The 17810-nt window shown below is 72.3% G+C and carries 16 protein-coding genes; 2 read left to right on the forward strand and 14 right to left on the reverse strand.

The annotated features are described in order from the left end of the window. Positions 1-138: 138 nt before the first annotated feature. The 14 genes from AC27IY_RS38735 to AC27IY_RS38800 all read right to left on the reverse strand — a co-directional run bounded on the left by AC27IY_RS38735 (position 139) and on the right by AC27IY_RS38800 (position 15004). A complete protein-coding gene (locus AC27IY_RS38735; protein WP_487181037.1) occupies positions 139-1644 on the reverse strand; it encodes a CoA-acylating methylmalonate-semialdehyde dehydrogenase in 1506 nt (501 codons plus the stop codon). Continuing rightward, on the reverse strand, positions 1641-2444 hold the full coding sequence (locus AC27IY_RS38740) for an HAD-IIB family hydrolase (RefSeq protein ID WP_487181038.1): 804 nt from the start codon (positions 2442-2444) through the stop codon (positions 1641-1643). Before AC27IY_RS38740 ends, AC27IY_RS38735 begins: the two co-directional genes overlap by 4 nt. Then, entirely contained in the window at positions 2441-3316 is an 876-nt protein-coding gene (locus tag AC27IY_RS38745; RefSeq protein ID WP_487181039.1) for an inositol monophosphatase family protein, read from the reverse strand. The genes AC27IY_RS38740 and AC27IY_RS38745 overlap by 4 nt, the downstream gene beginning before the upstream one ends. Beyond that, on the reverse strand, positions 3307-4071 hold the full coding sequence (locus AC27IY_RS38750; RefSeq protein WP_487181040.1) for an HAD family hydrolase: 765 nt from the start codon (positions 4069-4071) through the stop codon (positions 3307-3309). The genes AC27IY_RS38745 and AC27IY_RS38750 overlap by 10 nt, the downstream gene beginning before the upstream one ends. Further along, entirely contained in the window at positions 4068-5165 is a 1098-nt protein-coding gene (locus AC27IY_RS38755; RefSeq protein WP_344211754.1) for an ABC transporter ATP-binding protein, read from the reverse strand. The genes AC27IY_RS38750 and AC27IY_RS38755 overlap by 4 nt, the downstream gene beginning before the upstream one ends. Further along, positions 5166-6992, reverse strand: a complete 1827-nt coding sequence (locus AC27IY_RS38760) for an ABC transporter permease (protein ID WP_344211752.1) — start codon at positions 6990-6992, stop codon at positions 5166-5168. 25 nt (positions 6993-7017) lie between these two features. After that, positions 7018-7677 carry a DUF47 domain-containing protein gene (locus tag AC27IY_RS38765; RefSeq protein ID WP_364444785.1) on the reverse strand — a complete coding sequence of 220 codons (660 nt, stop codon included), beginning with the start codon at positions 7675-7677 and terminating at the stop codon, positions 7018-7020. Beyond that, positions 7674-8654, reverse strand: coding sequence for an inorganic phosphate transporter (locus tag AC27IY_RS38770; protein ID WP_344211748.1), 981 nt, complete (start codon positions 8652-8654; stop codon positions 7674-7676). Before AC27IY_RS38770 ends, AC27IY_RS38765 begins: the two co-directional genes overlap by 4 nt. Beyond that, on the reverse strand, positions 8654-10492 hold the full coding sequence (gene iolD / locus AC27IY_RS38775; RefSeq protein WP_487181041.1) for a 3D-(3,5/4)-trihydroxycyclohexane-1,2-dione acylhydrolase (decyclizing): 1839 nt from the start codon (positions 10490-10492) through the stop codon (positions 8654-8656). The genes AC27IY_RS38770 and iolD overlap by 1 nt, the downstream gene beginning before the upstream one ends. Continuing rightward, positions 10489-11403, reverse strand: coding sequence for a Cgl0159 family (beta/alpha)8-fold protein (locus tag AC27IY_RS38780; protein WP_423476535.1), 915 nt, complete (start codon positions 11401-11403; stop codon positions 10489-10491). Before AC27IY_RS38780 ends, iolD begins: the two co-directional genes overlap by 4 nt. Further along, a complete protein-coding gene (iolC, locus tag AC27IY_RS38785; protein ID WP_487181224.1) occupies positions 11396-12334 on the reverse strand; it encodes a 5-dehydro-2-deoxygluconokinase in 939 nt (312 codons plus the stop codon). The genes AC27IY_RS38780 and iolC overlap by 8 nt, the downstream gene beginning before the upstream one ends. A gap of 20 nt (positions 12335-12354) precedes the next feature. After that, the gene (locus tag AC27IY_RS38790) at positions 12355-13197 is read right to left on the reverse strand and encodes a TIM barrel protein (RefSeq protein WP_423450630.1); all 843 of its coding nucleotides are present in this window, start codon (positions 13195-13197) and stop codon (positions 12355-12357) included. After that, a complete protein-coding gene (locus AC27IY_RS38795) occupies positions 13194-14165 on the reverse strand; it encodes a Gfo/Idh/MocA family protein (protein ID WP_487181042.1) in 972 nt (323 codons plus the stop codon). Before AC27IY_RS38795 ends, AC27IY_RS38790 begins: the two co-directional genes overlap by 4 nt. An 86-nt stretch (positions 14166-14251) precedes the next feature. Beyond that, positions 14252-15004, reverse strand: coding sequence for a GntR family transcriptional regulator (locus AC27IY_RS38800; RefSeq protein ID WP_423476532.1), 753 nt, complete (start codon positions 15002-15004; stop codon positions 14252-14254). Between the two features lie 196 nt (positions 15005-15200). Here AC27IY_RS38800 and AC27IY_RS38805 point away from each other — a divergent pair, with 196 nt between their 5' ends. Together AC27IY_RS38805 and AC27IY_RS38810 are read left to right on the forward strand one after the other, a co-directional pair. Then, entirely contained in the window at positions 15201-16367 is a 1167-nt protein-coding gene (locus AC27IY_RS38805; RefSeq protein ID WP_423450627.1) for an ABC transporter substrate-binding protein, read from the forward strand. A 167-nt stretch (positions 16368-16534) separates the two neighbouring features. Next, positions 16535-17809: a phytase gene (locus AC27IY_RS38810; RefSeq protein WP_423450626.1), complete on the forward strand. Its 1275-nt coding sequence runs from the start codon at positions 16535-16537 to the stop codon at positions 17807-17809. Position 17810: the final 1 nt, after the last annotated feature.

A 17810-nucleotide genomic window follows, 5' to 3' on the forward strand; every position in this document is an offset into this window, starting at 1 on the left:
TTCGCGGCGGCCCTGAAAGAAGAGGGCCGCGGGCCGCGGCCTGGCCGACGGGATTGGCGCCCCCCGGCCGGACCCCGCCCACACCCCGGGCCGGCTCACGCCGGCCGAGCCCGGGGTCCACACGTCGCGGCGGGCGGGCTACGCGTTCGTGGGGAAGCCCAGGTTCACGCCGCCGTGCGAAGGGTCGGGCCAGCGGGACGTGACGACCTTGCCCCTGGTGTAGAAGTGCACGCCCTCGGTGCCGTGCACGTGCGTGTCGCCGAACAGCGACGCCTTCCAGCCGCCGAAGCTGTAGAACGCCATCGGCACCGGGATCGGCACGTTGACACCGACCATGCCGACCTCGACCTCGTTCTGGAAGCGCCGGGCCGCGCCGCCGTCGTTGGTGAAGATCGTCGTGCCGTTGCCGTACTCACAGTCGTTGATGACCTTCAGCCCCTCGTCGTACGACGACACCCGCACGACGGACAGCACCGGGCCGAAGATCTCGTCCACGTGCGTCCGCGAGCCGACGGGCACGTGGTCGAGCAGGGTCGGGCCCAGCCAGAAGCCCGGCGTCTCCGCGGCCCTGCCGCCGCCGAGCACGGGGGCGTCGCGGCCGTCGACCACGAGCGTGGCGCCCTCCTGAACCCCCAGGTCCAGGTAGGAGGCCACCTTGTCCCTGTGCGCCCGGGTGACCAGCGGCCCCATCTCCGACTTCGGGTCGTCGCCCGGCCCGACCACCAGCCGCTCGACCCGCTCGACGATCTTCCGTACCAGCTCGTCACCGATCGGCTCCACCGCGAGCACCACCGAGATCGCCATGCACCGCTCGCCCGCCGAGCCGAAGCCCGCGGACACGGCGGCGTCGGCGACCAGGTCGAGGTCGGCGTCGGGCAGCACCAGCATGTGGTTCTTGGCCCCGCCGAGCGCCTGCACCCGCTTGCCGTGCGCGGTGCCGCGCTCGTAGACGTACCTGGCGATCGGGGTGGAGCCGACGAACGACACCGCCCGGACGCCGGGGTGTTCGAGCAGCCGGTCCACGGCGACCTTGTCGCCCTGCACGACGTTGAACACCCCGTCGGGCAGCCCCGCCTCCTTCCACAGCCGCGCCATGAGCAGCGACGCCGACGGATCGCGTTCCGACGGCTTCAGTACGAACGTGTTCCCGCACGCGACCGCGATCGGGAACATCCACATCGGCACCATGACCGGGAAGTTGAACGGCGTGACCCCCGCCACCACGCCCAGCGGCTGACGCATCGAATAGGAGTCGACCCGGGTCGAGACGCCCTCGGAGAAAGCGCCCTTGAGCAGGTGCGGGATCCCGCACGCGAAATCCAGCACCTCCAGCCCGCGCGCCACCTCGCCCAGCGCGTCCGAGTGCACCTTGCCGTGCTCGGCCGAGATCAGCGCGGCCAGCTCGTCGCGGTGGGCCTCCATCAGCTCGCGGTAGCGGAACAGCACCCGGGCCCGCTTGACCAGCGAGGTGTCACGCCAGGCGGGGAAGGCGGCCGCGGCGGCCGCCACGGCCGCGTCCACGTCGGCGGGCGAGGCCAGCGCGACGTGCCCGCCCACCTCCCCGGTCGCCGGGTCGAACAGCTCGGCGGAACGGGCGTCGCCGTCCGCGCGGGCGCCGTTGATCCAATGCCTGACCGACCTCACAGCTCTCCCTTCCCCCCGGCCCAACCGTTGGACCGGAACGCCAGCTCCACGACGTCCACGAGCGCGCCGTCGGCGCAGGCCCTCGCCACGACGTCGGCCGCGGCGACGACGTCCGGGTGGCCGTCGCCGACGGCGAACCCCACTCCGGCCGCCGCGATCATGTCGAGGTCGTTCGGGTTGTCGCCGATGGCGGCGACCTGCTCCATCGGCACGCCCATGGCCGCGGCCAGCGCACGCAAGGCGGTGCCCTTGGTCGCCTGCTCCGACAGCACCTCCAGGTAGGTCGCCTCGGAGCGGACCGTGACCGTTCCCGGGATGTCCAGCTCGGGGAACGGGCCGCCGATGAGCATGCACTTGACGATCTCGTCGGGCGGCAGCGCCGCCCAGTCGCCGGGGTCGCGCAGCGTGATCCCGTCCCGCCTGGCGTACTCGCGCAGCTCGGGCACGTCGTGCACGGCCAGCGCCTCCCCGCCGGAGAACGCGACCGGGTAGACCCCCTCGGGCAGGTCGCCGAACAGGCCGAGCAGCGTCTTCCACGCGCTCGCCGGCAGGTTGCGCGAGCGCAGCACGGCGCCCGCCGCCGGGTTCACGGTCGCGGCGCCGTTGTAGAGGATGGCGGGCCCGTCCAGGCCCAGCTCGTCGTAGTAGGGGCGGGCGGAGCACTCCATGCGGCCGGTGGCGAGGATCACCTCGCCGCCCGCGGCGCGGAAGCGGCGCAGGGCCTCCCGGCTGGCCGGGACCATGGCCAGGTCGCGGCCGACGAGGGTGCCGTCGAGGTCCGTCACGATCCAGCGGATCACCGGGAGCTCCCCGCCCCGGCGACGTCGCCCCGCGCGGACTCCGCGCTGCCGGCCCGCGCGGAAACCGCGCTGCCGCCCCGCGCGGACTCCGCGACGTCGGCGAGCACGGAGCCCGCGAGGTCGAAGCCGCCCACGGTGGCGAGGTAGCCGCCCGGCTCGAAGACGCTGCCCGACAGCGGGATGTAGACGCCGCCGGCCTGCTCGATCAGGAGGGAGCCCGCGGCCACGTCCCAGGCGTTGACGCGCGTGCCGTAGGCCACGTCGGACCAGCCGGCGGCGACGTGCGCGAGCTTGAGCGCCGCGCTGCCGGGACGGCGGATGGCGGCGAACGCCTGGGTCATCCGCGAGAAGCGGCGCAGCGCGCCCTCCTCGTCCTCGGCCAGGTCGCGGGGGGTGGGATAGCTCGACAGCAGCATCGCCTCGCGCTCGGTGGCGGCGCCGGCGCTGCGGATCGGCTCGCCGTTGCAGACGGCGCCGCCGAGCCAGGCGGTGAACTCGTCGTCGCGTACGGGGTCGTAGACCACCCCGGCCACCACCTCGCCGTCGAGCGCCGCCGCGATCGAGGTGCAGAAGAACGGCAGGCCGGCGGCGAAGTTCGCGGTGCCGTCGATCGGGTCGACGTACCAGCGGATGGCGCCTTCGCCGCGGGTGCCGCCTTCCTCGCCGACCACCACGCTGTCGGGGCAGCGCCGTTCCAGAACGGCGCGGATGTCCTCCTCCGCCGCCTTGTCGTGCACGGTGACCGGGTCGTGGAAGTCACGCTTGGTCTGGATCTCGGGGCGGGAGCGGAAGGCGCCGCGCAGGCGGTCGCCGACCGCCCTCGCCGCCTCGACCGCGATGTCGGCCAGCTCGCGAGAGGTGTTCACATCCATGTCTGCTCCAGGAGTCTCAGCAGGGCGCGGGGGTCCTCGACGGTGGCCTGAGGGCTCTGCCGCACCGCGTACGGGATCTTGTCGGTGCTCGCGGAGACCATCAGGACGGTCGCGCCCACCCCGGCCCGCGCGCCGCAGATGACGTCACGGTCGTAGTTGTCCCCGACGTACCAGACGTCGGCGGGTTCCACGCCGAGGGACCGGCAGGCGAGCCGGATCATCTCGGGGTTCGGCTTGCGGATGCCGACCTCGTCGCTGTACACCTGCACCGCCACCTGGTCGTCGAGCCCGGCGGCGGTCATGTAGTCGCGGTGCACGGCCCCGGACAGGGAGTTGCTGACCACCCCGGGGACGACGCCGTGCTCCCAGCAGGCGGCCAGCAGCTCCGTCATGCCGGTGCGGAGCTTGCGGTCGCTGCGCAGCTCGCCCATGCGCTTGCACAGGGGCGTCGCCTCGACGGTCACCAGCGTGCGGGCCCGCTCGGGCCAGTCCGTGGCCACGAACTCGGCCCAGAACCTGCGGTGCGTCATCTCCTCCGGGGCGAACTGCCGGGAGGTGGAGTCCTTCCAGTACTTGTCGGCCCGCGCGGCGGCCCGGATGTCGCTCTCGACCTCCTCGGCCGTGAGCCCGTCGAACCCGGTCCGCGCGAGGAGCGCGTGCACCTCGGCGGCCAGCTCGGCGGCCCAGGACGGGCGTTTGACGGTCTCGACGATCACGCCGCCGAAGTCGAGGAGCAGCGCCTCGGGACGGTTCACGCGCTGACCTCCGCCCGGTCCCAGGAGGTGATCCGCGCGCCGTCGGCGCCGAACAGGTGCAGCTGCTCGGTCCAGCAGGTCAGCACGTCGCCCGGGCCGGCCTGGACCGGCTGGTAGGACACGGCGTACAGCTCGGTGTCGAGGACGCGCAGCCGTACCGTCCAGGAGGAGCCCGCCGGCAGCACGGCCTCGACCACCGCCTCCTCGCTCCAGGCGGCGGCGGGCGGGGTGCCGAAGCGCAGCGCCTCCGGCCGGATGCCGACGGCGGCCGGGGTGCTCTGCGCGCCGCGCGACTCGACGAAGCGCAGCAGGGACGCGGCCAGCCCGCCGGGGGAGGCGCCCGCGTCCACGATCGCCATCGGCGGGCTGCCGACGAACTCGGCGACGAACCGGTTGGCGGGCCTGGCGTACATCTCCATCGGGGCGGCGAGCTGCTGCAGCTCGCCCTCGTTCATGACGGCCACGTCGGTGGCCATGGTGAGCGCTTCGAGCTGGTCGTGGGTGACGAAGACGATCGTCGCGCCGCTCTCCTCGTGGATGCGCTTGAGCTCGGCGCGCATCTCCAGGCGCAGCCGGGCGTCGAGGTTCGACAGCGGCTCGTCGAGCAGGAGCACCGTGGGGTTGACCGCGAGCATCCTGGCCAGGGCGACGCGCTGCTGCTGGCCGCCGGACAGCTGGGAGGGGTAGCGGTCCATGGCGGCGTCGACGTGGACCATCTTCAGCGCCGCCTCGGCCCGCGCCCGCCGTTCCGGGCCGGGCACCTTGCGCATGCGCAGGCCGAACTCCACGTTCTCGCGCAGCGACAGGTGCGGCCAGAGGGCGTAGTTCTGGAAGACCAGCCCCATGGCGCGTTTCTCAGGAGGGACGTAGATCCCCTGCTCGACGGAGTCGAGGACCCGGTCGCCGACGGCGATGCTGCCCGCGGTGGGCTGTTCGAGACCGGCGATCATGCGCAGGGTGGTGGTCTTGCCGCAGCCGGAGGGGCCGAGCAGGCACATGAAAGCGCCGTCGGGGACCACGAGGTCGAGGTTCTTCACCGCGAACTCTCCGCCGCCGTAGCTCTTGGAGATCGCGCTGAGGGTGATGTCCGGCATCTATCCTCCTAGTCCGGAAGCCAGGCTGCTCTTGGTGAGGCGCTGGGTCAGGTAGGTCATGGTGAAGGAGAGCAAGGCGATCATGAGGACGACGCCGTTGGCGAGCTGGGTGTAGCCGTAGTCGACCAGGCCGATCGACAGTGTCGTGAGCAGCTGGGTCCCGGTGGTGGTCAGCATGATGACGATGCTGAGCTCCTTGAGCCCCGAGATGAAGGGCAGCACGATCCCGGTGACGAGCGCGCCCTTCTGGATGGGGAAGATGATCCGGCGCATCCGCTGCCACCAGGACGCCCCGGCGATCTGCGCGGCCTCCTCCGGCTCCCTGCCGAGCTGCATCATGGCCGCGATGCCCGAGCGTGAGCTGTAGGGCAGGTGCGTGACGGCCATGACCAGGATGAGCAGGAACGTCGTCCCGTACAGCGCGGGGACGGGCCCGCGGGCGACGGCGAACAGCGACAGCGAGGCGGCGGCGAAGGCGATGCCGGGGATGAGGTAGGGCAGGAAGGAGACCTGCCGCAGGAAGGCCGCGATGCGCGGGGCCGTCCCGCGCACCACCACGTATCCGACGAGCAGACCGGCGACGGCGCAGATCAGCGAGGCCAGTCCGACGATGCGCACCGAGTTCCACGCGGCCTCCCACAGCTCCGAGCCGCGCAGCACGCCGTGCGGGAAGCCGACCGCCCCAGGGAGTTTCTCGGCGATCCAGAAGTCGAGGGTGAAGGTCGACAGGTCCAGCGGGGTCCTGGTCACCGTGGACAGCAGCAGGGTGAGCACGGGGACGAGCACGCTCACCGCGAAGACCGCCATGCCGAGCGCGTAGGCGGGCCAGCGCCAGTGGCGCAGGTCGCTCAGCCGGTCCATCGCGCCCTTGCCGCCCACGGTGACGAACCTGCGCTGCTCGCGCATCAGCCGCATGTCGGTGAAGACGATCACGATGCCGATGATCACGATGACGGTGGCGAGCACGGAGGCCACGCCGGTGCTGCGGTCGCGGATCGACTGGAACAGCCCGGTGGACAGCACCCGGTAGTCGGTGGGCAGCCCCAGCACGTACGGCGTGCCGAACGTGCCGAGCACCCGCCCGACCACGAGCAGCACGGCCGACGACAACGCGGGCAGCATGAGCGGGATCACGATCCGCCGGACGACGACGCGCCGCGGCGCGCCCAGGATCCGTGCCGAGTCCTCCAGCTGCACGTCGATGCGGCGCAACGCGTTGCCCACCAGGAGCAGCACGAACGGGTAGTAATGCAGCCCGAGCGTGACGATGATCGGCAGCGGGCCGTAGGCGAGCCAGTCCGGCGTGCGGATGCCTTGGGCCTGGAGGAAGCCCACCTGCCCCGCGGCCCGCTCGTTCTTGAACAGCGTCAGCCAGGCCAGCGAGAACGTCCACGACGGCAGCATGTACGGCACCACCAGCGCCCCGGCCAGCCACTTGCGCCCCGGCACGTTCGTCCGGGTCACCAGCCACGCCATGCCGCCGCCGAGCACCAGCGCGAACAGGGTGGTGCCCACGGCGACGACGAGCGTGTTGACCAGCGGCTCCCAGAACAGCAGCTCGCTGATCTGGGAGCGGAAGACCCGCCACAGGTAGTAGCCGGTCCACTCGCCGGGCTGCTGGCCGGCGTGCACCTCGTCGCCGTACTGCAGGCGGAAGGCGTCGGACAGCACCGCGAACAGCGGGGCCACGACGAGGTAGGCCAGCAGGACGACGAGGATCAGGCCGAGCGCGGCCGTCGGGTCGTGCCGCATGACCTGCAGGCGGTAGAGCAGTCTGCGCCGTCTCGGGGGGCGAGGCGGCGGCTCCGTCTTCGTCACAACAGCCATGGCGTTTCCTTCGGGGGGTTGGGCATCAGTGACTTCTCTTGAGCATCGCGTCGGCGAGGGCGTCGGCCGACTCTCCGAGCCGCCGGCCCACCGCGTCCAGGCGGGACAGCAGCTCGCGTTCGCGCAGGGTGTCCATCTCCAGGCGCCCCGCGAACAGCGCGGTGAGCCTCGCCTGGTAGAGCTGGCGCACCCGGCTCTGGGACTTCCTGGTGGCCAGCAGTGCGGCCATGACGGAGCCCGGATCGCCGAGGATCTTCACGAGGGCCTGTTCCAGCTCGTCCAGCCCGTCGATCACGGCCTGCAGCGGCTCGACGGCGAAGCTCAGGTCGGACAGCCCGAACAGGTCGGCCTCGCGGACGAAGTCCCGGAGCTGGTCGAGCACGTCGTCGATGGAGCGGGAGAGTCGGAACAGATCCTCCCTGTCGAGGGGGGTGGCCAGCGTCCGCGACAGCGCCCGGACGAGCTCGGCCCGCGCCTCGTCGCCCTCGTGCTCGACCACGGACATGCGGGCGCGGGCCCGCGTGCTCTCGACCGTGCCCGACGCGGCCGTGCACGCCAGCTCGGCGCCTTCCCGCGCGCTGGCGACCTGGCGGCGGAGCAGGTCGATCACCCGCCGTCCGGTCCGGCCCCGCAGGTCGTCCAGGACCCTGCCGAGCCGGCCGGCGCGGCCCTTCGCGCCGCTCACAGCAGCCTCAGCCCGAGTCCGGCCAGGCAGCCCAGCACCAGGGACGACGGGAGGGTGACCAGCCACGCCGTGCCCATGTTCACCACGCCCTGCCATCGCACCCTCCTGCTTCCCTCACTGGCGGCCACGCCGACGACGCCGGCCGTCACCGACTGGGTCATGCTCACCGGGCTCCCCAGGGCCGAGCTGCCGAGCACGGCGCCGGTGGCCGCCGTCTCGGCCGACAGCACGTGCAGCGGCCGGGCGATGACCAGGCCGCGGCCGATCCGCTCGCCCACCCGGTCGAGACTGGTCAGGGACCCGGCCAGGAACAGCGCCACGAGGACGGCCATCCACGCGGGGGAGACGGCGACGGGCCCGACCCCGCCGAGTCCGTTGCGGCCCACGTCGAGCGCCACGCTGACGACCGCGATCATCTTCTGGCCGTCGTTGACGGCGTACGCGGTGCACTGGGCCGCGTACGCCACCAGGTGGGCGGCCAGCACGAGCCTGGGCATCCGCCGGTAGGACGGCACCCGGCGGGAGGCGGTCCCCAGCAGGTAGCCGAGGACCAGGCCGACCACGGGAGCGCAGAGCCCGATCGCGAGCACGCCGGCCAGGCTGCCCCACGACACCGGCACGCCGGCGCCGAGCCCCGCGCCGGAGATGCCGCCGATCACGGCCAGCGTGAGGCTGGTCGGCAGTCCTCTGCCGGTCAGCACCGCCACCACCACGATCGCGACCACCACGCCGACCAGGAACACCGCCGCGCCGATGCTGGTGCCGAGGCCCGCCAGCCCCTCGGTGAAGGTCCGCGCCACCGCCACGCCCAGCACGTACGGCACCGCGAAGAGGATCGTCACGAGCAGCGTGACGGCCACCCAGCCGGGCATGTGCGGGAACCGCAGCCCGAGCCCGATCAGCGTGGCCGCGTCGTTGGCCCCGCTGATCAGCACGAACAGGACGGCCACCAGGGCGAAGGCCAGCGTCCAGCCCATCAGAGGTAGGACCGTTGGTCGCGTTTGGCCTCGTCGTAGCGTTCGCGCGCGGCCCGGGCCTCGGGCAGCGCGGACACCTCGGCGACCGGCACGTCCCACCAGGCATGAGCGTCCGGACCGTCGCCGGGGACGGGCTCCACGTGGACGACGGTGGTCCTGGCGGACTCCTTGGCCTTGACCAGGGCCGCCCGCAGGGACTCGGGGGTGTCGGCGCGCAGCACGTCGGCGCCCAGGCTGGCGGCGTTGACGGCCAGGTCCAGGGGCAGGGGCGCGCCGTCGAGCTCGCCGCCCGCGCCGCGCGCCCGGTAGGCGGTGCCGAGCCTGCGCGCGCCCACGGACTCGCTGAGCCTGCCGATCGAGGCGAAGCCCTGGTTGTCCACCAGGACGATGACGAGCTTGACGCCTTCCTGCACGGCCGTGGCGATCTCCTGGGCCATCATCAGGTAGGAGCCGTCGCCGACCAGCACGATCACCTCGCGCTCCGGCGCGCCGAGCTTCACCCCGAGCCCGCCGGCGATCTCGTAGCCCATGCACGAGTAGCCGTACTCCACGTGGTACTGCTCGGGGTCGCTCGCCCGCCAGAGCCGGTGCAGGTCGCCGGGCATCGAACCGGCGGCGTTGACCACCACGCCGCCCGCGGCGATCTCGTTGACGATGCCGAGCGCGACGGGCTGCGTGAGCTGCGTCCCCGCGTAGGCGCGGCCGACCTCGGCCTGCCAGGCGGTGGCCAGGGTCGTGGCCCGGCGGGTCCAGTCCGCGTCGGCCCGCCAGTCCACCTCGTCGAGCGCGCGCAGGGCCGCGCGGGCGTCGGCGACGAGCATCAGGCCGGAGTTCTTGGCCGCGTCGAAGGCGGTGACGTTCACGTTGAGGAACCTGGCCTGCCCGAACAGCGTGCGCGAGGCGGTGGTGAAGTCGGTGTAGCGGGTGCCGACGCCGATGACCAGGTCCGCCTCGCGGGCCAGGGTGTCGGCGGCCCGCGTGCCCGTGTGGCCGATCGCGCCGACCGCGCAGGGGTGGTCGTACGGCAGCGCGCCCTTGCCCGCCTGCGTCTCGCCGACCGGGACGCCGTGGTTCTCGGCGAACCTGGCCAGCTCCGTCCACGCCTCGCTGTACCTGACCCCGCCCCCGGCGACGATCAGCGGCCGCCGCGACTCCCGCAGCAGCTCGACGGCCCTGGCCAGCGCGGCGGGCTCGGGCACCGGGCGCGGCACGTGCCACACCCGCCTGGCGAACAGCTCCTCCGGCCAGTCGTGGGCCTCGGCCTGCACGTCCTGCGGGAGCGCCAGCGTGACGGCGCCCGTCTCGGCGGGATCGGTCAGCACCCGCATCGCGGCCAGCAGGGCGGAGGGCAGCTGCTCGGGCCGGTTGATCCGGTCGAAGAAGCGCGCCAGCGGGCGCAGCGAGTCGTTGACCGACACGTCGTAGGAGCGCGGATCCTCCAGCTCCTGCAAGACCGGCCCCGCGGCCCGCGTGGCGAAGATGTCGCCGGGCAGCAGCAGCACGGGAAGGCGGTTGATCGTGGCCAGCGCCGCCCCGGTGACCAGGTTGGTGGCGCCGGGGCCGATGGAGGCCGTGCAGGCGAACGTCGACAACCGGCGCCGGGTGCGCGCGTAGCCGACGGCGGTGTGCACCATGGCCTGCTCGTTGCGCGCCAGGTAATAAGGCAGCGGATCGCCCGTGCCCGCGCCCTCCTCCGCCAGGGCCTGGCCGATCCCCGCCACGTTGCCGTGGCCGAAGATGCCGAGGACGCCGGCGATCAGCCGGTGTTCGACGCCGTCGCGCTCCGACCACTGGTTGGCGAGGAAGCGCACCAGCGCCTGCGCCGTGGTCAGCCTCATGACGCACCTCCCGCGGGCACCGGCCGGGGTCCGGTCGCCTCCAGCAGGCTCAGCGCGGTGTCGACCGCGCCCTCGACGTCGCCGCCCGGCGGGTAGAGCAGCGTCCTGCCGACGACCAGGCCGCGTACGCCGGGCAGGCGCAGCGCCCTGCTCCACGAGCCGAACATCTCGTCGGAGTCCTGGCCGGAGTCGCCGCCCAGCAGCAGCACGGGCAGGGTCGTCGCCTCCATGACGCGCTCCATGTCCGCCACGACCGGGAGCTTGAGCCAGGTGCGCGCGGAGGTCGCGCCGAGCGCCTGGCCGACGCTGACGCTGCGGATCACCGCCTCGGGCGACAGGTCGTGCCTGACCACGCCCTCGTGGCGGCTGGACCAGAACGGCTCGACCATCGCCATCAGGCCGTGGCCGGCCAGCCGGGTCACGGCCTCGCCGCAGTAGGCCAGGGTGGCGGCGGTGGCGGCGTCCTCGGGGGCGATCCTGCACAACATCTTGCCGCCGTCGAGCCCCATCGCCGCGATCGAGTCGGCGTCGTAAGCCGTGAACCTGTCGTCGAACTCGAACACCGCTCCCTGCACACCGCCGCGGTTCATCGACCCGATGACGAGCTTGTCGTCGAGCGCGCCGAGCAGCAGCAGGTCCTCGACGATGTCGGGGGTGGCCAGCAGGCCGTCCACGCCCGGCCTGGCCAGGGCGGTCATCAACCGGTCCAGCAGGTCCACGCGGTTGCGCATGGCCATGGGATGACCGGCGACCCCGAGCGAGCCGCGCGCGGGGTGGTCGGCGGCGATGATGAGCAGGTGTTCCCTGCCGTTCCTGAGCGGTCTGCGCCTGCGCGCGGCGGCCGCCTCGGCGACCAGTTCCGGCTGCCAGGCCCGCTCGTCGAGCAGTCTGCGGTAGTCCTGCTCACGCATGGGTGAGACCTCCTTCCGAGTGGGTGGACAGGGCGGCCTCGATCTCGTCCACCGTGGGCATCGCGGGCGCGCAGGCCAGGCGTCCCGCGACGATGGCGCCCGCCGCGTTGGCGAAGCGCAGCGTGCGCTCCAGCGGCCAGCCGGCGAGCAGGCCGTGGCAGAGCGCGCCGCCGAAGGCGTCGCCCGCGCCGAGGCCGTTGACGACCTCGACGGGGACGGGCGGGACCCGTACCGTCTCCGTCGCGGTCATGCCCAGCACGCCGGCCGAGCCCTGTTTGACGATCGCCAGCTCGACGCCGGCCGCGAGCAGGGCCGCGCCGGCCGCGACCGGGTCGCGGGTCCCGGTGGCGACCTCGGCCTCGTCGAGGTTGCCGACCGCGACGGTGACGTGCCCGAGCGCGGCGCGCACCCGCTCGCGGGCGAGCGCCGCGTCGGGCCAGAACATGGGCCGGTAGTCCAGGTCGAGCACCGTGTGCGGCTGCCGCCCCCGGGCCCGCCACGCGGCCAGATGGGCGCTGAGCGACGGCTCGGCCGACAGCCCGGTCACGGTGGCCCAGAACAGCCCGGCCCGTGTGACGGCGGTCAGGTCCAGCTCGCCGGGCGAGATCTCCAGGTCGGGGGCCCGGTCGCGGTAGAAGTAGAGCGGGAAGTCCTCGGGGGGCCTGATCTCGCAGAACGTCACCGGGGTCGGCCGCCCCGGCACCGCGGTGACGAGGCTGTCGTCCACGCCGTACGCGCGCAGCGCGTCGTGGACGAACGCGCCGAACGGGTCGTCCCCGGTCCTGGTGATCACCGCGCTGTCCCGGCCCAGGCGGGCGGCGGCCACGGCCACGTTCGTCGCGCTGCCGCCCAGGTACTTGCCGAACGTCTCCACCTGCCGCAGCGGCACGCCGACCTGCAGCGGGTAGACGTCCACGCCGACCCGGCCCATCGTCAGCACCTCCGGCGGCCTCACGCGAGGCCCCGCAGGAACGCCACGCTCGCGCGGACGTCGTCGGCCGGGCCCGCCCCCGCCGGGGGCTCGGCGTCGAGGATCACGTCCTGCTCCATGACGTACCAGCCGGTGTATCCGGCGGCCGTCAGGCCCGCGACGATGCCCTTGACGTCCACGTCGCCCAGCCCGAGCCGGCGGTAGATCCCGGCGCGCACGGCCTGGGTGTAGGACAGCTCGCCGGAGCGCACGCGCGCCGCGAGCGCCGCGTCCACGTCCTTGAGGTGGACGTGGGCGATGCGGCCGGGGGCGCGGCCGACGACGTCCAGCGGGTCGGTGCCGCCGATGAGCAGGTGACCGGTGTCCAGGCAGAGCGCGACGGAGCTGCCTTCGAGCACCCGGTCCACCTCCCGGCGGCTCTCGACCATGGTGCCGACGTGCGGGTGGAGGGTGACGACGCGGCCCGCCCGCGCCGCCTCCGCGGCGATCCGGTCCAGGTTGCCGAGAAGGGTGCGCCAGCCGGTCTCGTCCAGCTCGGGGCGGGTGTCGTAGCCGTCCTGGCCGGTGGCGGCGGCCAGGACCACCACGGTGCCCTCCTCGAACCCGGACCACGTGGCCCGCAGTCCCGGCAGCGGGTCGTGGCCGGGGTCGTGCAGGACCACGGGGACGAATCCGCCCACCGGCCGCAGCCCGTGGCGGCCGAGCAGGTCCTGGTCGGCGGGCAGGAAGCCCTCGGGGCCCAGCTCGGTGGCGGTCAGGCCGAGCTCGGCCATCTCGGCGAGCACCCGTCCGGCGGAGAGCTGGTGGCCCCAGCCGGGGACCTCGCAGACCCCCCAGGAGATGGGGGCGGCGGCGATCCTCACTTGGCCACCTCCGTGACGCGCACGCCGCGGCCCTCGCGGCGCGACAGGTCGGCCGCCTCGGCGAGGTGGAGCGCGGCCAGGGCGTCCCGGACGGTGCAGGGGCTCTCGATCTCGCCCCGCGCCATCGCGAGGAACGCGTTCATCTCCTCGACGTACGCGGCCTCGAACCTGCTCTGGAAGTCCGGCCACGGCGGCCCGGCGGGATCGAGACCTTCGGCGGAACGCAGCGGGGTCCGGTCGCCCAGCCCGGCCGTCCAGGTGCCGCGGGTGCCCGCGAGCTCCATGCGCACGTCGTAACCCGCGCCGTTGTAGCGCGAGCCCTGCAGCGTGACCAGGGTGCCGTCGTCCATGGTGATGAGCGCGGCGCTGTTGTCGACGTCGTCGGAGTCGGCGAAGAACTCCGCGCCGCGGTTGGCGCCGATCGCGTACACGCTGTCGGCCTCGTGGCCGGTGACCCAGCGCAGGATGTCGAAGTCGTGGATGTGGCAGTCGCGGAAGATGCCGCCCGACTGGGCGACGTACGCGGCGGGAGGGGGCGCGGGGTCGCCGGTCAGCAGGTGGACCCGGTGCAGCTCGCCGAGCTCCCCGGCGCGCAGCGCGGCGCGCGCGGCCGCGTAGCCGGCGTCGAAGCGGCGCTGGAAGCCGATGTGTACGGGGGTGCCGCTGCGCTCGGCCGCCGCGGCGACCCGCAGGGTCTCGGCCACGGTCGGGGCGGCGGGCTTCTCGCAGAACGCCGGCACCTTCAGCTCGCAGGCCCGCAGCAGCGCCTCGGCGTGGGCGGACGTCGGTGTCGTGATCACCACCGCGTCGGCGTCGAAGGGGTCGCCGACCCGGGCTCCCAGCCGTCGCGCCGCCTCCTCGGCTCTGCTCCCGTCCACGTCGGTGACGACGAGCTCGTCGACGAGAGCGGACAGGGTCGCGGCATGGAACATGCCGATCCGCCCGAGGCCCAGTAGACCCACACGCATGATCGCTCCTCATCCAGGGGTCTCCAGTTGTAGATGAACGGGAGATGAACAGTCAACAGTTTGTCCTGACATAAGGAGAAAGTTGCTCATCGCTCCACGAGGGTGACCTCCAGTGAGTAGTGGGAGGCGCGGTAGAGGTGCGAGCCGTGCTCCACGCCGCCGCCCTGGTCGTCGTAGGCGGTGCGGACCAGGGTGAGCAGGGGGCAGGACGGCCGCTCGCCGAGCAGCGTGGCCTCCTCCTGGCTGGCGGCGCGGGCGCTGATCCGCTGGTTGGCCACCCGCAGTCGTACGCCGCCTGAGCGCAGCAGCTCGTAGAGCCCGTGTTCCTCAAGAGCCTCGGCCGACACGCGGGCCGGCGGGGACTGGGGCCTGAGCGGCAGCCAGTTGCGTAACAGGGCCAGCGGCTCGCCGCGGGCGTACCTGACCCGCTCCAGCCGGACCACGTCGGCGCCCGGCGCGATCCCCAGCGCGACCGCCACGTCGTCCTCGGCCGCGACGGTCCCGATGGACAGCACCCTGGTGCTCGGCTCCTGGCCCGACCTGCGCAGGTCGTCGTACAGGCTGGTGAGCTCGACCGCCCGCTTGACCTGGCTGTGCGCTACCTGGGTGCCCACGCCGCGTTTGCGGACGACCAGGCCCCTGTCCACCAGGTACTGGATGGCCCTGCCCACGGTCGGGCGCGAGAGCCCCAGCTGTCCTGCCAGCTCGACCTCGTTGAGCAGCCAGGAGCCGGGAGCCAGCTCGCCGGTCCGGATGGCGTGGGCGATGCGCTCGGCCACCTGGAAGTAGAGGGGGATGGGACTCGTCCTGTCGAGGTCGATGTCCAGTTTCGAAGTCACGAGGCCGAACGTAAGTGATGTCTGTATGTCCTGACTATGTGAGGACAGGGCCTAATTTCTGCCTATAAGAGAGTGGCAATATGACGTAAGAATGTCTTGACAAACTGTTCACGCGACGTTCATCTTGAGTTCACCATGGCGTCGTCGGGGCTGGTGCGACGCTTCACCCTTGCTGAGTAAGAGGAGTGACGCCATCATGAGGCGTACCGCGAAGATCATCTCCGTGGCGGTGCTGGCGGCGGCCGCTGCGGCGTGCGCGCCTTCCACGGCCGGCAACGCCCCGTCCACGGCGACCGCCAAGGCGCTGCCCGGCCCCTCTCTCGACGCGAACTTCGACCTGGAGGCGCTGGTCGCCGCCGCGAAGAAGGAAGGCAGCCTGCTGGTCTACGACTCCAGCGGCGACATCGAGGAGGTGGCGAAGGCCTTCACCGCCAAGTACGGCATCGCCATGGAGGGCGTGAAGTCCGACACCCCGCAGACCGCCGAGAAGATGCTCAGGGAGCACGCCGCCGACAACGTCACCATCGACGCGGCCATGTACGAGGACGGCGGCGTGCTGGTCGGCCAGCTCGCGCCGCAGGGCGTGACGCAGACCTGGATCCCCTCGGACCTGAAGGACCAGATCCCCGCCGAGAACCAGAACCCGCTGCTCGCCCTGTCCAAGGCCACCGTCTTCGCCTACAACACCAAGCTGTCGCCCGGCGGCTGCCCGGTCAAGAACATCTGGGACCTGACCGAGCCGGAATGGGCCGGCAAGCTGGTGATGCAGGACCCGCTGGGCAAGCCGACCGTGCTGTCGTTCTTCACCCAGCTGGACGCGCACGGCAACCAGGCGCTGGAGCAGGCGTTCCAGGCCAAGTACGGCAAGCCGCTGAAGACGGAGGAGAAGAGCGCCGCCTATGAGTGGGTCAAGCGGCTGGCCGGCAACCGGCCGGTGCTGACCGGCTCCGACGAGGACATCTCCGGCGCGGTCGGTGCGCCGAACGCGACCGACAAGAAGATCGGCTTCATGTCGATCTCGAAGTTCCGCAACAACGAGGACAAGGGCTACAACCAGTCCACGTGCGAGGGCATGGCGCCCTTCACCGGCTTCAGCTACCCGAAGTACGTGGCGATCGCCAGCAAGAGCAAGCACCCCAACGCGGCGAAGCTGTACGTGCACTTCATCATGACCGAAGAGGGCGTCAAGCACGAGATCGGCGAGGGCGGCATCTCGGGCAACAGCACGGTCAAGCCGCTGGTCACCCCGGCCGGGCTGTCCGACTGGCAGGGCCAGCTCTTCCACACCGACCCCAAGGGCCTGCTCGGGGACCTGCAGAACCGCCAGAACATCTCCGACTTCTGGCGCGTCAACAAGAGCTAGCCGGCGCACCGGAACGGCCGCCCGGCCGGAGACCTCGGCCGGGCGGCCGGCCTCGCATGCCCTGGATCTCCTGTAAGTCCTTATGTCCTGACATAAGGATGACCGGTTGAAATCCTGGCACCTAGTGGTTACCTTCGCACCATCACTCCCCAGAACGAGGAGGCGCAATGCGTCCCCTGCCCAGGCTCACCCTGGCAGCCTTGATGTTCACCCTCGCGGCGGGCACGGCGGTCCCAGCGTCCGGCTCCACCGTCCCGACGGTGCACCCTGACGTCGAGACCCCCGCCTTATACGACGACGAAGCGGGCGGCAACGCCAACGGCGACGACCCGGCGATCTGGGTGCACCCGTCCGACTCCGGCAGGAGCGTGGTGGTCACCACGGCCAAGGAGGGCGGGCTCAACGTCTACGACCTCGACGGACGCCAGCTCCAGCACTTCGCGGCGCCCGCCGCGCCCGGGCCCGACGACGAGCCCGGCCGGTTCAACAACGTCGACGTCACCTACGGCTTCGGCGGACGCGACCTCGCGATCGTCTCCGACCGCGGCCGGGACACCCTGCGCATCTACTCCATCTCCAACGGCCGCCTCACGGACGTGACCGACCCGGCCGCGCCGTTCGTCTTCAACACCAGCCAGGGGCAGGTCAACGACGGCGAGACGGCGTACGGCCTGGGCGCGTGGAAGGACTCCACCGGCACGTACGCGCTGGTCAGCCGCCGGCACAAGACCTCGATCGGCCTGGTCAAGCTGCTGGCCAAGCCCGGCGGCAAGGTCGGCTACCAGCTCGTCAGGACGCTGGACCTGCCCGCCTCGTTCACCCTCCCCAACGGTCAGTCGTGGACCCCGTGCCTGGAGCCTGACGAGCAGGCGCAGGTCGAGGGCATGGTCGTGGACCAGGACCGGGACGTCCTCTACGCCGCGCAGGAGGACGTCGGCATCTGGCGGATGCGGGCCGACCTCACCGGCACGCCGGTGCTGGTGGACAAGGTCAAGGAGTACGGCGTCCCCGGCACCTACGACCCCGCGACCGAGGAGTGCACGCCCGGCGCCGACCCGGGCTTCGGCGGCCACCACCTGACCGCGGACGCCGAGGGCCTCACGATCTACTACCGCGAGGACGGCAAGGGCTACCTGCTGGCCTCCAGCCAGGGCGACAACACCTTCGCCGTCTACCGCAGGGAGGGCGCCAACTCCTACCTCGGCCAGTTCAGGGTGGGCGCGGGCAACGGCATCGACGGTGTCGAGGTCAGCGACGGCTCGACCGTGCTCAACGTGCCGCTGGGCGACTTCGACGAGGGCGTCTTCATCGCCCACGACGGCGTCAACACGCCGGCCGAAGGAGACCGGGAGATCACCAACTTCAAGTTCACCAAGTGGGACGACATCGCCGACGAGCTCGACCTGGACGTCGACACCGACGGCTGGGACCCGCGCGACTGAG

The organism is Nonomuraea sp. B208, assembly GCF_057536035.1.

What these genes read in the sequence shown, in the direction of transcription:
- AC27IY_RS38805 (WP_423450627.1), top strand. Translation starts at nt 15,201, where the DNA reads ATGAGGCGTACCGCGAAGATCATCTCCGTGGCGGTGCTGGCGGCGGCC.
- AC27IY_RS38780 (WP_423476535.1), bottom strand. Translation starts at nt 11,403, where the DNA reads ATGCGTGAGCAGGACTACCGCAGACTGCTCGACGAGCGGGCCTGGCAG.
- AC27IY_RS38745 (WP_487181039.1), bottom strand. Translation starts at nt 3,316, where the DNA reads ATGGATGTGAACACCTCTCGCGAGCTGGCCGACATCGCGGTCGAGGCG.
- iolC (WP_487181224.1), bottom strand. Translation starts at nt 12,334, where the DNA reads ATGGGCCGGGTCGGCGTGGACGTCTACCCGCTGCAGGTCGGCGTGCCG.
- AC27IY_RS38760 (WP_344211752.1), bottom strand. Translation starts at nt 6,992, where the DNA reads ATGGCTGTTGTGACGAAGACGGAGCCGCCGCCTCGCCCCCCGAGACGG.
- AC27IY_RS38755 (WP_344211754.1), bottom strand. Translation starts at nt 5,165, where the DNA reads ATGCCGGACATCACCCTCAGCGCGATCTCCAAGAGCTACGGCGGCGGA.
- AC27IY_RS38810 (WP_423450626.1), top strand. Translation starts at nt 16,535, where the DNA reads ATGCGTCCCCTGCCCAGGCTCACCCTGGCAGCCTTGATGTTCACCCTC.
- AC27IY_RS38770 (WP_344211748.1), bottom strand. Translation starts at nt 8,654, where the DNA reads ATGGGCTGGACGCTGGCCTTCGCCCTGGTGGCCGTCCTGTTCGTGCTG.
- AC27IY_RS38795 (WP_487181042.1), bottom strand. Translation starts at nt 14,165, where the DNA reads ATGCGTGTGGGTCTACTGGGCCTCGGGCGGATCGGCATGTTCCATGCC.
- iolD (WP_487181041.1), bottom strand. Translation starts at nt 10,492, where the DNA reads ATGAGGCTGACCACGGCGCAGGCGCTGGTGCGCTTCCTCGCCAACCAG.